This window comes from Brevibacterium sp. UCMA 11754 (assembly GCF_021532275.1).
In the GTDB taxonomy this organism is placed as follows: Bacteria; Actinomycetota; Actinomycetes; order Actinomycetales; family Brevibacteriaceae; genus Brevibacterium.
This window is the reverse complement of sequence record NZ_JACBOT010000031.1, coordinates 13,792-33,128: the sequence shown is the minus strand read 5'-3', so window position 1 is coordinate 33,128 and position 19,337 is coordinate 13,792. Positions and strand designations below refer to the sequence as shown.

17 protein-coding genes are annotated in these 19,337 nt (G+C 64.1%); 15 read left to right on the top strand and 2 right to left on the bottom strand.

Annotation, left to right across the window (positions count from 1 at the left end; genetic code table 11):
• Window positions 1-227: 227 nt before the first annotated feature.
• The 3 genes from panB to HX613_RS17150 all read left to right on the top strand — a co-directional run bounded on the left by panB (window position 228) and on the right by HX613_RS17150 (window position 3,895).
• Entirely contained in the window at window positions 228-1,175 is a 948-nt protein-coding gene (gene panB / locus HX613_RS17160; protein ID WP_235346432.1) for a 3-methyl-2-oxobutanoate hydroxymethyltransferase, read from the top strand.
• Entirely contained in the window at window positions 1,175-2,041 is an 867-nt protein-coding gene (gene panC / locus HX613_RS17155; protein WP_235346797.1) for a pantoate--beta-alanine ligase, read from the top strand. Before panB ends, panC begins: the two co-directional genes overlap by 1 nt.
• A 324-nt stretch (window positions 2,042-2,365) precedes the next feature.
• On the top strand, window positions 2,366-3,895 hold the full coding sequence (locus tag HX613_RS17150; protein ID WP_235346431.1) for a mechanosensitive ion channel: 1,530 nt from the start codon (window positions 2,366-2,368) through the stop codon (window positions 3,893-3,895).
• 150 nt (window positions 3,896-4,045) lie between these two features.
• Here HX613_RS17150 and HX613_RS17145 read toward each other — a convergent pair whose 3' ends face one another.
• Window positions 4,046-4,828 (bottom strand): LysE family translocator, encoded by a 783-nt coding sequence (locus HX613_RS17145; RefSeq protein WP_235346430.1) that lies wholly within the window; start codon window positions 4,826-4,828, stop codon window positions 4,046-4,048.
• A gap of 226 nt (window positions 4,829-5,054) precedes the next feature.
• On the opposite strand from HX613_RS17145, the gene HX613_RS17140 reads away from it, so the two are divergent.
• The 9 genes from HX613_RS17140 to HX613_RS17100 all read left to right on the top strand — a co-directional run bounded on the left by HX613_RS17140 (window position 5,055) and on the right by HX613_RS17100 (window position 13,282).
• Window positions 5,055-5,957, top strand: coding sequence for a LysR family transcriptional regulator (locus HX613_RS17140; RefSeq protein WP_235346429.1), 903 nt, complete (start codon window positions 5,055-5,057; stop codon window positions 5,955-5,957).
• Window positions 5,958-6,066: 109 nt separating this feature from the next.
• Window positions 6,067-7,200: a GuaB3 family IMP dehydrogenase-related protein gene (locus tag HX613_RS17135; RefSeq protein ID WP_235346428.1), complete on the top strand. Its 1,134-nt coding sequence runs from the start codon at window positions 6,067-6,069 to the stop codon at window positions 7,198-7,200.
• Window positions 7,160-8,242, top strand: a complete 1,083-nt coding sequence (locus tag HX613_RS17130) for an SURF1 family protein (protein ID WP_235346427.1) — start codon at window positions 7,160-7,162, stop codon at window positions 8,240-8,242. The genes HX613_RS17135 and HX613_RS17130 overlap by 41 nt, the downstream gene beginning before the upstream one ends.
• Before the next feature lie 2 nt (window positions 8,243-8,244).
• The gene (locus tag HX613_RS17125; protein WP_235346426.1) at window positions 8,245-8,682 is read left to right on the top strand and encodes a DUF3817 domain-containing protein; all 438 of its coding nucleotides are present in this window, start codon (window positions 8,245-8,247) and stop codon (window positions 8,680-8,682) included.
• A 44-nt stretch (window positions 8,683-8,726) separates the two neighbouring features.
• Window positions 8,727-10,307: a glutamine-hydrolyzing GMP synthase gene (guaA, locus tag HX613_RS17120; RefSeq protein ID WP_235346425.1), complete on the top strand. Its 1,581-nt coding sequence runs from the start codon at window positions 8,727-8,729 to the stop codon at window positions 10,305-10,307.
• Window positions 10,308-10,400: 93 nt separating this feature from the next.
• Window positions 10,401-11,144, top strand: a complete 744-nt coding sequence (locus HX613_RS17115) for a biotin transporter BioY (protein ID WP_235346424.1) — start codon at window positions 10,401-10,403, stop codon at window positions 11,142-11,144.
• A complete protein-coding gene (locus HX613_RS17110; RefSeq protein ID WP_235346423.1) occupies window positions 11,141-11,911 on the top strand; it encodes an energy-coupling factor ABC transporter ATP-binding protein in 771 nt (256 codons plus the stop codon). Before HX613_RS17115 ends, HX613_RS17110 begins: the two co-directional genes overlap by 4 nt.
• A complete protein-coding gene (locus tag HX613_RS17105) occupies window positions 11,908-12,582 on the top strand; it encodes an energy-coupling factor transporter transmembrane component T family protein (protein WP_268826999.1) in 675 nt (224 codons plus the stop codon). The genes HX613_RS17110 and HX613_RS17105 overlap by 4 nt, the downstream gene beginning before the upstream one ends.
• Before the next feature lie 136 nt (window positions 12,583-12,718).
• Window positions 12,719-13,282: a cysteine hydrolase family protein gene (locus HX613_RS17100; RefSeq protein WP_235346421.1), complete on the top strand. Its 564-nt coding sequence runs from the start codon at window positions 12,719-12,721 to the stop codon at window positions 13,280-13,282.
• 177 nt (window positions 13,283-13,459) lie between these two features.
• Here the strand turns inward: HX613_RS17100 and HX613_RS17095 are convergent, their stop codons facing one another.
• Window positions 13,460-14,641, bottom strand: coding sequence for a glycosyltransferase family 4 protein (locus tag HX613_RS17095; protein ID WP_235346420.1), 1,182 nt, complete (start codon window positions 14,639-14,641; stop codon window positions 13,460-13,462).
• Window positions 14,642-14,950: 309 nt separating this feature from the next.
• Here HX613_RS17095 and HX613_RS17090 point away from each other — a divergent pair, with 309 nt between their 5' ends.
• From HX613_RS17090 to HX613_RS17080, 3 genes are all read left to right on the top strand, one after another.
• Window positions 14,951-15,616, top strand: coding sequence for a LemA family protein (locus HX613_RS17090; RefSeq protein ID WP_235346419.1), 666 nt, complete (start codon window positions 14,951-14,953; stop codon window positions 15,614-15,616).
• On the top strand, window positions 15,613-16,467 hold the full coding sequence (gene truA / locus HX613_RS17085) for a tRNA pseudouridine(38-40) synthase TruA (RefSeq protein ID WP_235346418.1): 855 nt from the start codon (window positions 15,613-15,615) through the stop codon (window positions 16,465-16,467). Before HX613_RS17090 ends, truA begins: the two co-directional genes overlap by 4 nt.
• A gap of 226 nt (window positions 16,468-16,693) precedes the next feature.
• The gene (locus HX613_RS17080) at window positions 16,694-19,336 is read left to right on the top strand and encodes a bifunctional metallophosphatase/5'-nucleotidase (protein WP_235346417.1); all 2,643 of its coding nucleotides are present in this window, start codon (window positions 16,694-16,696) and stop codon (window positions 19,334-19,336) included.
• Window position 19,337: the final 1 nt, after the last annotated feature.

The following is a 19,337-nucleotide window of genomic DNA, read 5'->3' as shown; positions in this document are numbered from 1 at the left end:
AAAGTTTTGCGCAGATTTGAGCTTAATCATCAATGCTCGTAATGTAAAACACCACCGTGCGGTGGACCAGAGTCGATGATCTAGTCTGGAAACTGGCTCGCAATCCGAGTCGACCCGAACGTGAACCCGCGTGATTCGGCCGGCGCCACAGCCTGCCGCCGACTTGCGCCTACGCGGCGCTGACGATGCGCAGCCACCCAGACGAAGGCCGACAGAAGAGGATGCCCATGCCCCTGCCCCAGAATCCGACACCAGATCGTCCCGAGAGTTCCGCACCGGCACAGCCTGAGAGCTCCACGTCCGACCAGTCAGAGATGACTCCGCCTTACGGAGGCGGCCCCAGCCAGGCTGCAGCTGCCGGTGCAGCCGCGGCCCCACCTCGGCGAGTGCGAACGCTGGACCTCATCAAGGCCAAGGCCGAGGGCCGGCGCTGGGCGATGCTGACCAGCTATGACCAGTACACGGCCGCACTGTTCGAGCAGGCCGGTGTCGAGGCGCTGCTGGTCGGGGATTCTGCGGCGAACAATGTCTACGGCCACGAGACCACGCTGCCCGTCACCGTCGATGAGCTCATTCCACTGGCGCGAGCGGTCTCCGGTGCGACCTCGCGGGCGCTGATCGTCGCGGACCTGCCCTTCGGCAGCTATGAGATCTCCGACGAGCAGGCGGTCGCGACGGCAGTGCGGTTCATGAAGGAAGCCGGTGTCCACGCGGTCAAGCTCGAAGGGGGAGTGGCTGTGGCCTCGAGGATCAAGGCGATCACGACCGCCGGCATACCGGTGATGGCACACATCGGATTCACGCCCCAAGCCGAGCACAACCTCGGCGGGTACAAGGTCCAGGGTCGTGGGGATGCCGGTGATGCGCTGCTGGCCGATGCTCGTGCCGTCGCCGAGGCGGGGGCGTTTTCCGTGGTCATGGAGATGGTTCCAGCCGGGTTGGCTGCCCAGGTGACGGCGGAGATGACGATTCCGACCGTGGGGATCGGCGCCGGTGCCGACTGCGATGCCCAGGTGCTCGTCTGGCAGGATATGGCGGGTCTGCGCACGGGCAAGGCGCCACGGTTCGTCAAACGGTATGCCGACCTGCATTCGGTGCTCTCCGATGCTGTCGGCCGCTATGTCGATGAGGTCAAGAGCGGCGAATTCCCCGAGCCCGAGCGGAGTTTCGAGTGATGGAGGTCGGTGGAATCCAGGCCCTGCGTACCTGGCGGAAACGGCAGTCGGGCACCGTGTCGTTGGTGCCGACGATGGGTGCCCTGCATTCTGGTCATCAGGCGCTGATGGACAGGGCACGAGCATCGGGTGATTCGGTGGTGACCAGCATTTTCGTCAACCCGCTGCAGTTCGGCACCGACGAGGACTTCTTCCAATACCCGCGGCCCTTCGAAGCAGACTTGGAAGTCTGCGAGGCCGCCGGAGTGGACTTCGTGTTCGCGCCGGCGCTGGGGGAGATGTACCCGTCTGCGCCCGAGGTCACTGTGTCCTCCGGGCGGATGGGTGCTGTGTACGAAGGCGAGGCGAGGCCCGGGCACTTCGACGGGGTCCTCACCGTCGTGGCCAAGCTCTTCACCCTGACGGCACCGGACTCGGCGGTGTTCGGCCTCAAAGACATCCAGCAGTTCTGTCTGGTCAAGCGCATGATTGCCGACCTCAACTTCGACATCGAGCTGATTGGTCTTCCGGTCGTCCGAGACGCAGACGGACTGGCGATGTCGAGCCGCAACGAATATCTGGCGCCGGCGGACCGAGCGGCTGCATTGGCGATTCCTCGCGCACTGGACGCCGCGGCGAAGGCGGCGGCTGACTGGTCTCCGAGCGTTGAGCCTCCAGCGGTCGTCGAGAGGGCGGCGAAGCTGGTGCTCGACCCCGCCTCCGATCGCGGCGACCTCACGCTCGGCTATCTCAGCCTTGTCGATGCGCGAACTTTTCAGCCCTGCGCATCCGGCTTCCGTGGGCAGGCGCTGCTGCTCGTGTCCGCGACAGTCGGGGGAACGCATCTCATCGACAATGTGCCACTCGATTTCGTTAGTTCTCCATGAATTCGCATGTGCTTCACCTTTTGGAAGGATTCATGGATTCTCTTTGGGCCTGCCGCAAATTCTCTGTTTCAGAATGGGGCATTTCGATCATGACATCGCTTCGATGCTGAATCGTGATCTGAATATATAAGAATTGTTAAGGACCTGAAATACCCATGTGGGCAGGTTTGTGCGACTTTATCGATCGCGTCATTATTCGACTTCAAGCAGTCATTTGCCCTTGTTCTGAGTGTCTGATGTGAATAGACTCCACACCAGCAACAGCGAAAATCAGAGTGTTCATTCGCACCGAACTCGAGTGTTCATTCGCCTCAGCCGAAGGAGATGACGGAAATGCAAATGTCGGACTTGTGGTCAGTTCTTGCGAAAGTGGGACTGGCGATACTCATTCTTATCGTTACATGGATAGTTGCATCGATCGTCAAATGGGCGATCGGAAAACTGGTGGCGAAGGTCCCGGCATTGCAGCGTGACGGCAATGACGGGCAGCAGATCGGTAAATCGATCGGGCAGATCGGCAGCCTGATCATCTGGCTGCTCGGTCTCATCGCCGTTCTGCAGCTGTTCAACCTCAACCAGGTGCTCGCACCGCTGCAAGGCCTGCTCGACGGAATCTTCGGCTTCCTGCCGAACATCATCGGTGCCGGGGTCATCTTCTTCATCGGCTTCGTCTTTGCCAAGATCGCCAAGCAGCTGGTCCAGACTGCGCTCAACGCCGTCGACCTCACGAAGCTGACATCGAAGTTCAGCTCGCTGGGAGATCGCGCCACAGGTGTCGTCGGTGCATCGACGGGAGCCGAACCGCAGCACAACAACATCAATGCTCAGCAGGCCGCCTACGACCAGCCTCATCAGGGTCAGCCGGGTCAGCCGGGCCAGCCGCAGCAGGGTGCCGGGAACCCGAACGCTGAGGCGAATGCCAAGATCTCGTCGCTCGCGGGCAACCTCGTCTTTGGAATCATCATCATCGTGGTGTCGATTTCGGCACTCCAGGTCCTGGGGATCGCGGCCATCTCGCAGCCGGCACAGCAGATGTTGGAACTCTTCCTCAACGCCATTCCTGCCATCATCGCGGCCGGCATCCTGCTGGCCATCGGCGGAGTCATCGCGAAGTTCCTCGGCAACCTGCTTGAAGAGCTCTTGCGTGGAGTCGGCACAGACCGTGCTGTCAGCTCTCTCGGAATCGCTCCCGAGGGCTCCAGCGCCTCGAGCGTGATCACCAAAGTCGTCCAGGTGGCCATCATGATCTTCTTTGCGATTATGGCGACTCGGATGCTCGGGTTCCCCGAGATCACGAACATCCTCAACGAGATCCTCGACCTCGGCGGCAGCGTCCTCTTCGGCGCTGCGATTATCGCTGCAGGCTTCTTGGTTGCGGGCCTGATCGGGAAGTTCATCACGAACTCTCTTGCGAGCAAGGTTCTGCGTTACTCGGCCATCGCACTCTTCATCGCGATGGGTCTGCGTTACATGGGACTGGCCGATTCGATCATCAACCTGGCCTTCGGTGCTGTGGTCATCGGCGGCGCGGCCGCTGCTGCACTCGCCTTCGGTTTGGGCGGTCGCGATGCCGCGGCGAAGATGCTCGACAAGGTCGATGTCGAAGCCGCTGTCGACAATGACGGTGGAGCCGATCGCCAGTCCGGCAGCGCCAGCACTTCCGGCAGCGCCAACACCTCCGGCAGTGGAAACAGCGGAATCGGAACCGGCGGAGTCGGCAGCACCGGACACGGTGGAGCCGGAACCGCGGGACACGGTTCGGCCGGAACCGTCGGGCACGGCGGTGCCAGCGCCGGGGACGACGGTCCACTCGATGGTCCAGGTGGCAGCGGTCCCGTACCGCCTGCCAGCTGACCAGACGACATGAAGAAGGTGCGGGCCGGGGTGCTATCCCCGGCCCGCACCTTCTTCGGCTTCAGGTTCGTCTGCAAGAGGTTCGCCTGCTCTTTACGTTCACCTGCAATACGTTCGCCTGCGTTGCGCCCGTCTCGGCGTCGGCTGGTGCTACACCGGGATGGCGATGACGGCGATGCCCATGACTACGAGGACAGCGGCGGAGACCGCTTCGATGTAGAAGTCGGTGCTCCTCCTCTGGAGAGCGGCCGCTGCCATGCCGGCGATGAAGGCGAGAAGAACCTGGTAGGCCAGCATCAACCCGATCACGACCGAGATGAGCAGCAGGTAGTCGATGCCGGCGGCGGAGGATGGCACCAGGGTCGGCATGACGGCGAGGAAGAACAGCCCTGCCTTCGGGTTGCTCAATGAAGAGAACAGGCCCCGACGATACGAGATGACCGACCGCAGCTGTCCCCACGACTTCTTAGCACCGGGCTCGGTGCTTATCCCGGAGCCAGCGATCGCGTCAGTATGGGAGCCGGCACCCACCTCGGCGCTCACCTCGGCGCCCACCTCGGCGGTTTCAGGCTCGCCGAGATCATCGGTGGCCGCCACGATCTCGCTGACCTGTCCGCGCGGGGGTGTTCCACGCAGTTCGGTACGGATCCGCAGAGCCTGCCGGGCAGCCAGCACGCCGAGCAGGCACAGGTAGAGCCCGCCGACGACTTTGAGGACCAGCAGAGCAGAGGGGAAGGTCGTGAGCAGCGCGGAGATTCCGGTCAGCGCCGCGATCATCCAGACCGTCATGCCGGTTGCGGAACCGAGCGAATAGATCAGCCCGGCCTTGCGGCGCAGGGCTGAGAGACGAACGGTGAGGATCGTCTCGGGGCCGGGGGTGACGGCAAGGACGGTCGCAGCTCCGGCGATGGTGATGAGCTCGGCTCCGGTCATGGCGCTCCTTCAAGGACGGCGACCAGGCAGGTGGCCTGGTCGGAGTGGCAAATGCGACGCTGCACGATGACGGCCCGAGATGCTGCGCACGAATCGTTCTGACCCGGGCGCGAAGGGCTCTTCCCCAAGTCTGCCGCAGTACACCCCGAGAGAACAGGTTGGGAAAAGCAATCATTTGCTAACAACCATTCGGCACGTCCGAACGATCATCGGCTAGTCTGGGCGCATGTGGGATCTCAACCGACTGCGCATCTGGCGGGCCGTCGTCGCCACAGGCTCCGTCGTCGACGCAGCCAGGAGCCTCAACTACACATCGGCCACGGTCAGCCAGCACATCACCACCCTGCAGAAGACCGTCGGCGTCCCCCTTTATCGCAGGTCTGGACGCGGCATAGAGATCACGGATCTGGGCAAACGACTGGCCGAGGAATCCACGGACGTCTTTACAGGTCTGAACAGGCTCGACACCTTGGTTGAGAGCTTCCGCACCGTGAATCGGCCCCGGATGCGCATCGCAGCATTCACCTCCTTCAACGCCGGGCTGCTGCCAGGGATCATCGAACCGGTCGCACTCGAACATCCGGACATGCGCTTCGACATCCAACTCAATGAACCGGCCAAGGTCCGCCGCAGCCACTGCACGATCGAGATCCGCAGCGAAGTTCCACAGGATGACGAGGTCCACCTGCCCGGAATGACGCGCACGGTCCTCTTCGACGACGACTACCGGGTCGTGGTCTCGGACAGGCATCGGTTCGCGAAGCTCGAATCCGTCCCGTTCAAAGACCTCGAAGACCAACGGTGGGTCGACTACGACCTGTGGGCCGGTCCGACGAGCAAGGTCGTCGACCTCGCCTGCGCCGCGGCCGGATTCGAACCCCGGACCTTCGCCGCTTCGGAAGACGAGTTCGCCGCGCTGGCCCTCGTCGCCTCGAACCTGGCCATCACCGTCCTGCCGCGCCTGTCGTCTGCCCAGCTGCGACCTGGACTGAGAGCAGTCGGCCTCACCGATCCCACGCCCGTGCGCCGCATCGTCATGCATGTGCGTGAACGCGAGGCGCACCTGCCGCACGTGCGATCCTTCGTCACCGCCACCGAGGAGGTTGTGGCCGACTACCTGGCCCGCTGAGAGACCGTACTGAGAGACTGTACTGAGAGGCCGTACTGCCCAGGGAGACGCACCGTTCCTCATAGTGGGCTGAGTCCCCGGCGTCAGGGCGGTGGGATAAGCTGTTCGGGTGAGTTCTGAAATCGAAATCGGCAAAGGCAAGCGCGGTCGTCGCGGCTATTCACTCGACGATATCGCCGTCATCCCTGCTCGGCGCACCAGAGATCCCGAGGACGTATCGCTGGACTGGCAGATCGACGCCTACAAGTTCGATCTCCCATTCATCGGTGCACCCATGGACTCCGCCATGTCCCCGGAGACCGTGATCGCTCTTGGCAAGCACGGTGGCCTGGGTGTTCTCGACCTCGAAGGTCTGTGGACCCGCTATGAGGATCCCGCTCCGATGCTGGCCGAAATCGCCCAGCTGCCGGCCGAGATGGCGACCGCACGGATGCAGGAGCTCTACTCCGCCCCCATCCAGGCAGAACTCATCACCTCTCGACTCGAACAGATCCGCGAAGCAGGAGTCACCGTCGCCGGTGCCCTGACACCGCAGCGGACTCAGCAGTTCTACAAGACCGTCATCGACGCCGGTGTCGACATCTTCGTCATCCGCGGCACCACGGTCTCTGCCGAGCACGTGTCCTCGCAGTCCGAGCCGCTCAACCTCAAGCAGTTCATCTACGAACTCGACGTGCCAGTCATCGTCGGCGGCGCCGCAACCTACACGGCGGCACTGCATCTCATGCGCACCGGTGCTGCCGGTGTCCTCGTCGGCTTCGGCGGAGGAGCGGCGGCGACGACGCGCAAGACCCTCGGCCTCCACGCGCCGATGGCCACCGCGATCGCCGATATCCACGCCGCTCGGCGTGACTACATGGATGAATCCGGCGGTCGCTACGTCCACGTCATCGCCGATGGCGGGTTGGGCACCAGCGGTGAGATCGTCAAGGCCTTCGGCGTGGGAGCCGACGCCGTCATGCTCGGCACCGCGCTGGCCCGGTCGACCGAGGCCCCGGGCCGCGGAATGCATTGGGGCGCCGAGGCGCATCATCCTGAACTTCCCCGCGGACACCGCGTGGAGCTGGGAACCGTGGGCAGTCTCGAACAGGTTCTGTTCGGACCCGGACGCACCGCCATCGGCGAACTCAACCTCGCCGGTGCCCTGCGCCGTGCTCTCGCGACCACAGGCTATGTCGATCTGAAGGAATTCCAGCGCGTGGATGTCACCGTCTCGCCCTATCAGCCTGGATCGGTGGTTTGATCTGTTCCGCCTGGCGCTGACCCCCAAGTGGTTGGGGTCCCTGCTCTTCGTGTTCATCCTGGTCACCTGCTTCGTCGGACTCTCCGCATGGCAGGTCGACCGGGCTCAGCACAAGAACGATGCCGTCGATTCGGCGAATGTCGAGGAGATCGTGCCGTTCAATGACGTCATGGAGGCACAGGCCCCGATGCCGGGCATCCTGGCCGATCAGCGGGTGAGCCTGTCCGGACACTGGCTCCCGGACGATCAGGTCGTCGTCCCCGGGCGCGTCCTCGATGGGGACAAGGGCTTCTGGGTGGTGACGATGTTCGCACCCGATGATGCCCGCCTCGGCGATTCGGCCGGCGCCGATGCCTCTGACAAGACCATTGCGATTCCGGTTCTGCGCGGCTTCACCACCGATGAGGAAACCGCCATGGAGTCCCGTGCGGCAGAGGGCCCAGTCGAGATGAAGGCACAGATCGGCCCCGTTGAGGGCCCTATGCCCGGCAACTCGCTGCCCGAGGGGCAGGTGCGCAGCGTCTCGACGTCACAGCTGATCAACCTGTTCCCCGACCTTCTGACCTATTCGGGCTTCCTCATGCCCGAAGAGGCCACCGGGGACGCCGCCTCCATCGCGACCGACGGATTGTCCTTCGTACCGCCGACGACGACGCGGGAGGAGGGCGGATTCGATCTGCAGTCCGCAGGCTACGCGATCGAATGGCTGATCTTCGCCGTCATGGCCCTGTATATGTGGTGGCAGCTGCTGCGCGATGACTTCGTGCGCCGCCGGCTCGGCAGCGACCCTGATTCTCAGGATCCGACAAACCGAGTCGAGTATGTTGTCGTCAAGTCCGCAGGCCAGGCCTCGATCGATCCCGAGGTGATGTCGGGACTGACCGGGCTTCCCGCCCACAAACATGGAGCGAAGAAGCCTCGCCGCCGCGGCAGACCCGAAGCAGGCAGCCGACCTGCAGCAGGCGGCAGCGACGACTCGACCGACGACTCGACCGACACCAACGCCAATTCGACCAATACCACCCCGACCGGAGGAAACTGAGCGTGAGCGAAGAACCCGAGTCCCTGGATTCCCGCCCCGACTTCGACGACGGCGATGTGTGGAGTGTCAAGCGCTTCACCTCGGCGCGCAACGCCCTGAAGTTCTATCGCGTGATGGCCATCATCACGGGAACGATGCTCCTCATCCTCACCGTCGAGATGATCTACAAGTACCTCATCGCCGCTGATTCCTCGACGGCGCTGAACTTCGGCGGCTTCAACCTGGCCGCCGCGATCGCGATCTGCCACGGCTGGTGCTATGTCGTCTACCTCATCGGCTGCTTCTGGCTCAACCAGCAGATGCGGTGGACGCTGGGCCACTACATCGTCTTGGCCCTGGCCGGCGTGGTTCCGGTGATGTCGTTCATCCTCGAACGCAGAATCAACCGCCAGGTCGAAGCCGAGCTGGCAGCGGCCGTGGTGGTCGCTCCCAAGAGCTGAGGCCAGTAGTTGGGCACTGGGTGCCCGGTGTTTAGAATTGGGTCATGACGCAAACCCAGAGCACACAGGTGCCTCCTGTCCTCGTGGTCGATTTCGGTGCGCAGTACGCGCAGCTCATCGCCCGACGGATCCGCGAGGCCGGACTGTATTCCGAGATCATCGCCCATGACGCACCGGCCGCGGAGTTCGCGGCCAAGAATCCGATCGCCATCGTGCTCTCGGGCGGACCCTCGAGCGTCAACGACGAAGGCGCCCCCGGATTCGACACCGCTGTCTTCGATCTCGGCGTGCCCACCATGGGCATCTGCTACGGCTTCCAGCTTATGTCGACCACCCTCGGCGGACGGGTCGCCAAGACCGACAAGCGCGAGTACGGTTCGACCCCGGTGACGGTCTCCAGCACCGGTTCGCTGCTGGCCCAGACCCCGAACAGCTACAAGGTCTGGATGTCTCACGGAGATTCCGTCGCCGAGGCGCCCGCTGATTTCGATGTGCTCGCATCGACCCCGGATACCCCGGTCGCCGCCTTCGAGTGTGCGGCACGCAGGTTCGCCGGTGTGCAGTGGCACCCCGAGGTCCTTCACTCCGAGTACGGACAGCAGATCCTCGAGAACTTCCTGTTCGATGTCGCCGGTCTCACCGCCGACTGGACCAATGCTTCGGTCATCGACGAGCAGATCGAACTGATCCGGCAGCGCGCCGGTTCGAAGAAGGTCATCTGCGCCCTCTCAGGCGGAGTCGACTCCTCCGTGGCCGCGGCTCTGGTTCACGAGGCCATCGGCGACCAGCTCACCTGCGTCTTCGTCGACCACGGTCTCCTGCGTGAGAACGAACGCGAACAGGTTGAGAACGACTACGTGAACTCGATCGGCGTCCGACTGGTCACCATCGACGCGCGTGAGCAGTTCCTCTCCGAACTCGCCGGCGTCACCGATCCGGAGACCAAGCGCAAGATCATCGGCCGCGAGTTCATCCGCACGTTCGAACAAGCCGCGGCCGACCTCGTCCTCGAGGCCAAGGACGAAGGCGAAGAGATCGGCTTCCTGGTCCAGGGCACGCTCTACCCCGACGTCGTCGAATCCGGTGGCGGATCCGGGACTGCGAACATCAAGAGCCACCACAATGTGGGCGGGCTGCCCGATGACATCACCTTCGAACTCATCGAACCCCTGCGCGCCCTGTTCAAGGACGAGGTCCGCGCCATCGGCCGTGAGCTCGGAGTCCCGGATGCCATCGTCTCCCGCCAGCCGTTCCCCGGCCCCGGACTGGGAATCCGCATCATCGGCGAGGTCACGGAGGACCGTCTGTCCATCCTGCGCCGTGCCGATGCCATCGCCCGCGAAGAGCTGACCAAGGCCGGCCTCGACGGAGAGATCTGGCAGTGCCCTGTCGTCCTCCTGGCCGACGTCCGCTCCGTGGGAGTCCAGGGCGACGGACGCACCTATGGCCACCCGGTCGTGCTGCGCCCGGTCTCCAGCGAAGACGCGATGACCGCTGACTGGACACGGGTTCCCTACGATGTCCTGTCGGTCATCTCCAACCGCATCACGAACGAGGTCGACGACATCAACAGGGTCGTCCTCGACGTCACCTCCAAGCCTCCGGGCACCATCGAATGGGAATGATTCTGTTCCCCGACTACAACTCCTGAACAGTGTTCAGTTAAGGTGGGTGGTGCCCGAACAAGTCTCGGGTGCCACCTCACCATCGGAGAACTCATGTCACACGCGCACACCGGCAGCACCACCTCGGCGAGGGGATCGCGGAGGAATTCAGCTGGCAGAGCCGGCGATATCGCGCTGATCGCGGTCTTCGCCGCTCTGCTGGCGGCGTTCGCAATCATGCCCCCGGTGCCGGTGGGCCCGGCCGGTGTGCCGATCACCCTGCAGACCTTCGCCATCGCACTCTGCGGCCTGGTGCTGGGACCGTGGCGCGGCGGAGCGGCCGTCTTGCTTTACGTCGTCCTCGGCCTGCTCGGTCTGCCGATCTTCTCCGGCATGAGCGGCGGCATCGGCGTGCTCGCCGGTCCCAGCGCCGGCTACATCACCTCGTTCACGCTCTACGCCCTGGCCGCAGGCTTCGTCGCCCGCTGGGCCATTCGTCGCTTCCGTGGAACGAAGCTGTGGGTCGCGCTGTTCCTCGGGGCACTCGGCTCGAGTCTGCTGCTCAATCATCCACTCGGAATCCTCGGGATGTCGATCAACGCCGACCTGCCCCTGGGTGTCGCCGCCGTCGCCGACCTCGTCTACTGGCCCGGCGACATCATCAAGAACGTCCTCGCCGTGTCCGTCGCGATCCTCATCCACCGGGCATTCCCCGATGTCCTCCGCCGCCGAGGTGGCCCGACGTCGGTGCCGAGCGCGCGGACTGCGGGTGCTGGCTCTGCAAGTGTTGGCTCTGGTAGTGCTGGCTCCGAAGGAACCGGCGTTGAGGGTGCGGCCGAAGGCACTGCGGCACAGTGATCTTCGCACGCAGGCCAGAACCCGATTCCGCAGGGCCGGCGACGGAGCAGATCTCCTTCTCCGAGGTCTCGGTCGGAGTTCTCGACGACACTCCGACCGGCGATGTCTACCGCCCGATACTGACCGACGTCAACGTCACTCTGGACGAACCGACAGTCGCGATCATCGGCGCCAATGGATCCGGGAAATCCACGCTGCTGCAGCTGTTCAACGGGCTGGTCACAGCCAACTCCGGCCGAGTTCTCATCGACGGACTCGATCCGGCTGAGGAGGCGAAGCAGGTCCGCTCGCGGGTGGGCTTCGTCTTCACCGACCCTGCCGCGCAGCTGGTCATGCCGACCCCGCTCGAAGACATCGAACTCTCCCTGCGCAAACGCGTCCCGAAGGCGGAGCGCCGCGCTGCTGCCCTGGCCGTGCTCGAGGAACTGGGCATCGCTGACCTGGCTGAACGCAGTGTCTACGAGCTCTCCGGCGGACAGCGGCAGCTCGTGGCTCTGGCCGCCGTTCTGGCTGTCGACCCGCAGATCCTGGTCCTCGACGAGCCGACCACGCTGCTGGACCTGCGCAACAAGGAGAAGCTGCGGAAACTCCTCTCCGACCTTGTCGCCCGCCGAGGCGTGCGCGTGATCTTCTCGACCCACGACCTCGACTTCGCCGGGCTGGCCGACCGAGCCCTGGTCGTGGATTCCGGCCGCATCGTCCACGACTCGAACCCCGCCGAAGCGAGCCGAATGTACCGTGAGCTGATCATGAGCGACTCCTCATGAGCAGCCGGTTCCGGTCGGACAGCCGGTTCCGGTCGGGCAGCCGGTCCCGTGCCGGCATTCAGCCAAGACCGCAGCTGTTCGGGAAGGTTGCACACACACCCGGTTGGCTGCACAGAACCGCTCCAGGGGTGAAGCTTGCTGTCATCGCCCTGATCGGAGTCGTCGCACTGATCTTCCGCGACCCGGTCATCAACTGGTCGATGTTCGCCGTGCTCGTGATCCTCGGCTTCACTGCCAGGCTGAGACCGCACCACTTCCTCAAGACCTGGATCTATGCGGCAGTGCTGATCATCATCGTGGTGGCCATGCAGTACTTCTTCGGATCGCTGCGCGCCGGCCTCACCGTCGGCGGCACCGTCTTCGCCTGTGTGCAGGCCGCGCTGCTGCTGACATTGACCACAACCGTGGCGCAGCTGCTCGACACCTTCACCGTGATCGTCTCACCGCTGCGATTCCTCGGCGCCAGTCCTGACACGATCGCTCTGACCGCAAGCCTGATGGTCCGCGCCATCTCCCATATCTCCGGACTGCTGGGGGAGGCTGACCGTGCTGCCCGAGCCCGCGGCCTCGACTCGAGCATCAAGGCCAGAGTGGTCCCCGCGATCCTGCGCTCGGTGAAGTACGCCCAGGACACAGGCCGGGCACTCGACGCTCGCGGAATCGTGGACTGAACTCCACTGGAACGGGCGCTCGAAGGTCATCCACCGAACATCCTCGGACGGTTGACCTGATGAAGAGTATCCTCGGCGAAGGAGGGCAGTCGGTTCGCATTTCGACTGCCGCGCAGATCCGCGAAGGAGACACACAATGGCTGCGAACCATCGCCCCGTCCTGCTCGCCATGGACTTCCAGAACGGCATCGCCGGTGATGAGGCCTTCACCAAGACCGGCGTCCTCGAACGCGCCCGCGATGCTGTCGTTGCTGCCAGAGACAAGTGCATCCCTGTCATCTGGGTGCGCGTGGCACTGCGGGAAGGGCATCCGGAGCTCGCGGAGACCGCGTCGTTCGCCCAGATCGCCGCCCACGGGGATCTCGACCAGGCCCACGCATCGACGAGCATCCACGACACTCTGGGCCGCCACGAGGGCGAACCGATCGTGACCAAGCGCCGCATCAGCGCCTTCACCGGCAGCGACCTCGAGGTGCTCCTGCGCGGCTACGGTGCCGACACACTCATCCTCACCGGCGTCGCCACGAGCGGAGTGGTTCTCTCGACCGTCCGGCAAGCCGCAGACCTCGACTTCCGCCTGACGGTGCTTTCCGACGCCTGTGCAGATCGAGATGAGGAGGTGCACCGGGTGCTCACGGAGAAGGTCTTTCCCAAGCAGGCCACGGTACTCACCGTCGACGAATGGACTGCGCACACCTGAAACGCCGTCATTGGCACCCTTGATCGCGAACTCGCCACCAGCACCCGCGAGCTGTCGCCATCATCGAGAGCGCACATCAGCACCGAGCGGTCACGTTACAACCTGCGCTGTCGACGCTAAGGTGTGCGCTCGACGCTGTGATCAGCTCTCGCCGTGGAGTCCGACGTGGTCAGTGGGTCAGAAGCTTGAGGAATCCTCGACATCGGCACCGGTCTGCACGGTGAAGCCGCGGCCCAGAACCTGGGGGTGCGGGTTCTCGATCGCCCGCGAATAGTGGCCGATGAGCTGTGAGCACACGCTCTTCCAGCTGCGGCTGAGCACCTGATGACGTCCGGCGACACCGAACGCCCGACGCTTCGCCTCATCGCCGAGGAGGTCCGTGACATGCCCGCGCATCGCGCTCAGATCCTTCGGGTTGTAGAGCCACCCGGTGTGGGAGGAGTCGACGAGATCCAGCGGGCCGCCTCGAGCGGGGGCGATGACGGGCACCTCGGAGGCCATGGCCTCCTGGATGGTCTGGCAGAAGGTCTCGAGCTCGCCGGGGGCGACCATGACATCGAAGCTCGCCACCGCCTGGGCCAGGGCATCGCCACCGAGGAAGCCAGCGAAGTGCGCATTCGGCAGTGAGCGTTCGAGCCGAGCCCGCCACGGGCCGTCGCCGACGATGACGAGCTTCGAGCCGGGCACATCGTCCAGAACGGCCAGATCCTCAACCTGCTTCTCGGCCGCGAGCCGACCGACGTAGCCGATGATCTTCTCACCATTGGGAGCTGCGGACCGGCGCCAGGCCTCTGATCGGTGACTGGGGTCGAAGCGGGAGGAGTCGACCCCGCGTGCCCACAGATCCACCTCGGCGACTCCGAGTCCGGACAGCTGATCGAGGGTGTACGACGATGGGGCCAGAGTCAGGGAGGCGTGCTGATGGATGTTGCGCACATGCGACCACAGCATGGTCTCGATACCGTGCATGCCGTACCGCGCGGCATATGCAGGCACCTCGGTCTGATAGATCGCCACCGTCGGCAGATCGAGGCTCTGAGCGGCCAGGACGCCGCGCCAGCCGAGCACGAAGGGGCTGGCGAGGTGGACGACATCGGGATTGAAGTTCTCCAGCAGTCGTTTGATGCGGCTGACCCCGCCGGGAGCCACACGGACCCGACGATACTTCGGCAGCGCGATCGATGGAACACGGATGATGCGGGCTCCGGCGACCTCCTTGGGTCCGTCGCGGCGTGTGCCCGGTGCGATGATGAGGACGTCGTCGCCGCGGTCGGCCAGATGGTCGAGGACGCGAAGGAGTGAGTGGGTGACCCCATTCATGTTGGGGAGGAAGGACTCTGCAATGATCGCTACTCTCACAGAACTCAGTTCACGCCCTCAGGGTGAAGGACGGGCGACATCGAGGCGTCCCTCCGGCGACCAAAGGCCGAAATCGCCGCTCACGGTCGGATCTGGAGTCGCTCATGGTCGGATCTGCGGCCGCTCGGTCGGATCTGCGGCCGCTCGATCGGGGTTGCCGCCGCGCACGATCGGATCTGGAGTCGCTCGCGATCAGCGGTGATGCAGAAATAGTGGGGCTTTCGGTGACCAGCCGGCGGCTGGTTCGCGACGGGTCTGAACCCCGCGTAAACTTAAGTGTCGGGAATGCGAATGAGAGGGGAGGCGAGATTGGTCTGGTTCATCGTCGGGGCATGTGTCCTCGCCCTCGTCGTCCTCGCACTGGTCCTCACCTTCTTGCGGTTCAATCAGCTCTCGATGGCCCGTTCACTCTGCGATGAGGCCAAACGCCAGCTGCTGGTCGAACTCCGCGGTCGGCACGCCCTTGTGCCCGCCTACATCGGGACCCTGCAGCAGGTCACCACGCGAGATCTCAGCACTGTCGAACTTGCGCTTGCCTCGGCCGAGCGTGCACCGTTCGGCCCCCGCGGTGCGGCCGCGGAACGCGCGCTGACCCGAGCCGTCGACGATGCGGCACAGATTCCCAGCCAGGTCACCGACAAGGCCAGCGCCTCTGATTCGACCCTGGCGATGCAGACGAGCCCCCGTGAAGAGCTCGACACCACGATCGCGCTTCTGCACGGCCAGCTGAACGTGCTGACCGAACGCATCCGGTCCGGGGCCCGCATCTACAACGCGAACGTCGATCTCTACCACCGACAGCGCGAACGAGCCGTGTCGAGGCTGTTTCAGAATGTGTTCAAGGCCCGCGAACCCTTCACCGAATCCCAACCTCAGGGTCCCTCCACCGAGGTGGAGTCTGAGCAGTCGTACACCGAGGCGCAGTCTGAAGAACAGTCTGGAGCCCAGGACCACACACGACCAGCCGGATCATGACGCGGTTCCGCATCGACCTCGGCTACCGCGGCACCGACTTCCACGGCTGGGCGAAGCAACCCGGCCTGCGTACCGTACAGGCATCGCTCGAGGCTGGGCTGGCCCGGATCACCGGCGACGAGGTGGCCACCGTCGTTGCCGGACGCACCGACTCAGGCGTCCACGCGAGACGGCAGACCGTCCACATCGACCTGCCCACAGCAGGTATCGAGAAGCTCATCGGCAAGGCCTCCCGGTCCGCCGAGGCGGCTCTGCTGTCGCGTCTGCGCGGAGTCCTCACTGTCGATGACACCGATGACATCATCATCCATGCCGTATCCGAGGTCCCGGGGGACTTCGATGCCCGGTTTTCCGCACTGTGGCGGACTTACCAGTACAGACTCGCCGACCGTCGGTCCTTCATCGACCCGCTGCTGACCCCCATGACGCTGCGACACAAGGGTGAACTCGACGCCGAGGCGATGGCCGAGGCCGCTCGAGAGGCCCAGGGCCTGCACGACTTCCTTCCATTCTGCAAGCCACGGGCAGGTGCGACGACCATCCGCACCCTCCACGAACTCGATGTCACCCGGGATCAGGAAGCCGTGATCACGATCGATCTGCGTGCCGATGCGTTCTGCCACCACATGGTCCGTGCCCTGGTGGGCGGGCTGATCAAGGTCGGATCCGGCACTTGGCCGGTGACTCGGCCCGCCGAACTCCTCGCCGAGGCGGACACCGGCATCGAACCCGATATGCCCATGTTCGTCACGCCCGCACACGGGCTCGTCCTCACCGGAGTGGGTTATCCCGAGGCCGAATTCTATGCCTCCCGCGCGGCTCAGACGATGGCGCGTCGCACTCAGGATTAGCCCCTGATGCTCTGCATGTGGCCCCTCATACTCAGCATCTGATCAATGTTGACGGGGTGCCTTGTCGTCTTTTTGAGAGAATCCCTCTTCCCAGATGTGAAAATCCTGTGTACATTCACGTGTAGGTAACTCCCCGTTCTCTTCGGCACTGCAGGATGAGTCTGCTTGATCCTCGCGAGGCACAGTGGTTGTGCAGTGGATGAAATGACCAAAGGAACTTGAACACATGTCGAAACTTGTGACGAAGATGTTGGCAACAGGAGCGGCAGTGTCGATGTTGACGCTGCCGGGCGCCGCTCCTGCTGTTGCCTCGTCCCTCGGAGGTGATTCCGTCAGGGAAGCACCCGCCGAGGCCAGCCTTCCCGACCCATCCTCAGACAGATCGTCACTAGATGGCTCATCGGATGCAGCCTCGTCCGCTGCCGAAGCCGGTGCCGGTACCAGTGCTGGCAAGACTGCCGACGCCGACAAGACTGCCGACAAGGATGCCTCTGCTCAGGCGGCAGCCGAGGGCACCAAAGTCCAGCTGCTCAACATCACCGATTTCCACGGACGCATCGCCGAGGCCGGTACGGAGCTCGCCTCGGTCGTCGAGGAAGAGCGTGCGAAGTATGCAGCTGCGGAAGGCACAGCCGGAACCGGGTTCCTCTCCGCCGGTGACAACATCGGAGCCTCCACCTACGTCTCCTCCTCTCAGCAGGACGCCCCGACACTCGACGTACTCAACGCCATCGGCGCCCAGGCTTCGGCCGTCGGCAACCACGAGTTCGACCAGGGCATCGACGATCTGACCGGCAGAGTCTCCTCCGAATCGGACTTCCCTTACCTTGCCGCCAACGTCTACGACAAGGGCACCACCGACGTCGTCGACGGGCTCGACGGCTATACGACGATCGATGTGGGCGGTGTGAAGGTCGCCGTCATCGGCGTCGTCACCAAGGACACCAAGTCCTTGGTCTCACCCGCCGGCATCGCAGATCTCGAGTTCGGTGACCCCACCGACGCCGTCAACCGTGTCGCCGGCGAGATCGAGGCTCTGCCCGCTGACGAACAGCCGGATATGACAGTCGTCGAGGCCCACCTCGGCGCCTCAAGCACGAAGAGCCTGGGAGATGCCCAGGCATCGAACGCCGAGTTCGACAAGCTCGTGACAGAGGCAGATGCGTCCGTCGACGTGCTCTTCACCGGCCACACCCACCTGCCGTACTCGTTCGAGGCCCCTGTGCCCGGTGAACCCGACCGGACTCGCCCCGTGGTCGAGGCCGGCAGCTACGGCGAATACGTCGGCCAGGTCCAGCTCGAAGCAGATGCCGAGGGAAACTGGACGACCGAGAACTCCGATCTCATCAAAACGGAGAAGAAGAGCTACGATTCGCCCGTCGTCGATGAAGTCGCGAAGATCATCGCGGACGCCGACGAGAAGGCGAAGGTCCCAGGCTCTGTCGTTGCAGGTGAGATCAGCGAGGACATCACCCGCGCCACGAAGGACGGCGAAGAGGACCGCGGTGCGGAGAGCACCCTGGGCAACCTGGTCGCTGACGCCCTCAAGGACGGAGTCGAAGGCACACAGCTCGACGAGGCCGACTTCGGCATCACGAACCCGGGCGGACTGCGCACGGATCTCAGATGCGATGACATCTACAACACCGAGGACAAGTGCGAAGTCACGGCCGCTGAACTCAGCTCGGTCCTGCCCTTCGCCAACGATCATGGCGTCGTGACGATGCAGGGCTCCGATGTCATCGGACTGTTCGAAGAGCAGTGGCAGCCAGCAGATGCCTCGCGGCCGTTCCTCCACCTCGGGATCTCCGACGAGCTCGAAGTCGTCTACGACTCCGATGCGGCCGAGGGTGAGCACGTGAAGTCGGTCGAGGTCGATGGCAAGAAGCTCGACCCGGATAAGGAGTACAGGGTTGCGACGCTGAGCTTCCTCGCCGCCGGAGGAGACAACTTCTCCTCCTTCGCCGAGGGTGACTTCGAACTCTCCGGACTCACTGACTTCGAGACCTGGATCGACTACTTCGAGAAGACTACTGACGAGAACGAGAAGGTCTCGCCGGACAACGACGAACGCCAGGCCGATCTGACGAAGGACGTCATCGACAACGGTGACCTCACAGTCGATCTCGCTGCCCCCGACAATGGCATCGAGCCAGGTGAGAGCAAGGACTTCGTCCTCAACACCACCGCCGAGGCGGAGGTCCCAGGACCGGTGGACGTGACCGTTGACCTGCCCGAGGGATACACCGTCAGCGCCGCTGACTCGCAATCGGCCCGAGCCCAGAAGGCAGCGAAGTCGGAGACGGCGAAGGCCCCCGAGGTGAAGGTCGACGCTGCGGCGAAGACGATGTCCTTGGAATCGATCCCAGCCGGTGCCAGCGACGTCGCCATCAATGTCACCGCACCCGATGATGCCTCCGGTGAGGTCACCGTCGAGGTGGGTCTCAAGGCCGGCGAGGGCGAGTGGTGGGATGACAACCCGCTACCGGTCAGCCACGAATTCGAGGCCACGGCACAGATCGGCGATGAGGCGAATGCTGCGGCCGGCGATGATGGCGGTGTTGATGGCACCTCTGACGTTGCAGGATCGGATGCCAACTCCAACTCCAACGCCAGCGCCGACGGTGGTGCCGGTGGTGACGACGGATCGGGATCGGGAGCGAATGCCGACGGAGCGAACGCGGACGTCTCCGGCGCCACCTCGGCGAATGCGGATGGCAGTGGAGTCGAAGCCGACGGTTCGAAGGACGGCGGGGACCTGCCTCGCACCGGCTTCGAAGCCATGAACCTCGTGGCTGCGGCACTCGCACTCATCGTTGCAGGCAGCATGGCTGTGACCGTAGTGCGTCGGCGCAAGAACACCGTGTGAA

Coding starts and splice junctions, on each gene's coding strand:
- HX613_RS17100 (WP_235346421.1), top strand. CDS start 12,719: ATGGCTGCGAACCATCGCCCCGTCCTGCTCGCCATGGACTTCCAGAAC.
- HX613_RS17105 (WP_268826999.1), top strand. CDS start 11,908: ATGAGCAGCCGGTTCCGGTCGGACAGCCGGTTCCGGTCGGGCAGCCGG.
- truA (WP_235346418.1), top strand. CDS start 15,613: ATGACGCGGTTCCGCATCGACCTCGGCTACCGCGGCACCGACTTCCAC.
- panB (WP_235346432.1), top strand. CDS start 228: ATGCCCCTGCCCCAGAATCCGACACCAGATCGTCCCGAGAGTTCCGCA.
- HX613_RS17130 (WP_235346427.1), top strand. CDS start 7,160: ATGTCACCGTCTCGCCCTATCAGCCTGGATCGGTGGTTTGATCTGTTC.
- guaA (WP_235346425.1), top strand. CDS start 8,727: ATGACGCAAACCCAGAGCACACAGGTGCCTCCTGTCCTCGTGGTCGAT.
- panC (WP_235346797.1), top strand. CDS start 1,175: ATGGAGGTCGGTGGAATCCAGGCCCTGCGTACCTGGCGGAAACGGCAG.
- HX613_RS17150 (WP_235346431.1), top strand. CDS start 2,366: ATGACGGAAATGCAAATGTCGGACTTGTGGTCAGTTCTTGCGAAAGTG.
- HX613_RS17145 (WP_235346430.1), bottom strand. CDS start 4,828: ATGACCGGAGCCGAGCTCATCACCATCGCCGGAGCTGCGACCGTCCTT.
- HX613_RS17115 (WP_235346424.1), top strand. CDS start 10,401: ATGTCACACGCGCACACCGGCAGCACCACCTCGGCGAGGGGATCGCGG.
- HX613_RS17140 (WP_235346429.1), top strand. CDS start 5,055: ATGTGGGATCTCAACCGACTGCGCATCTGGCGGGCCGTCGTCGCCACA.
- HX613_RS17080 (WP_235346417.1), top strand. CDS start 16,694: ATGTCGAAACTTGTGACGAAGATGTTGGCAACAGGAGCGGCAGTGTCG.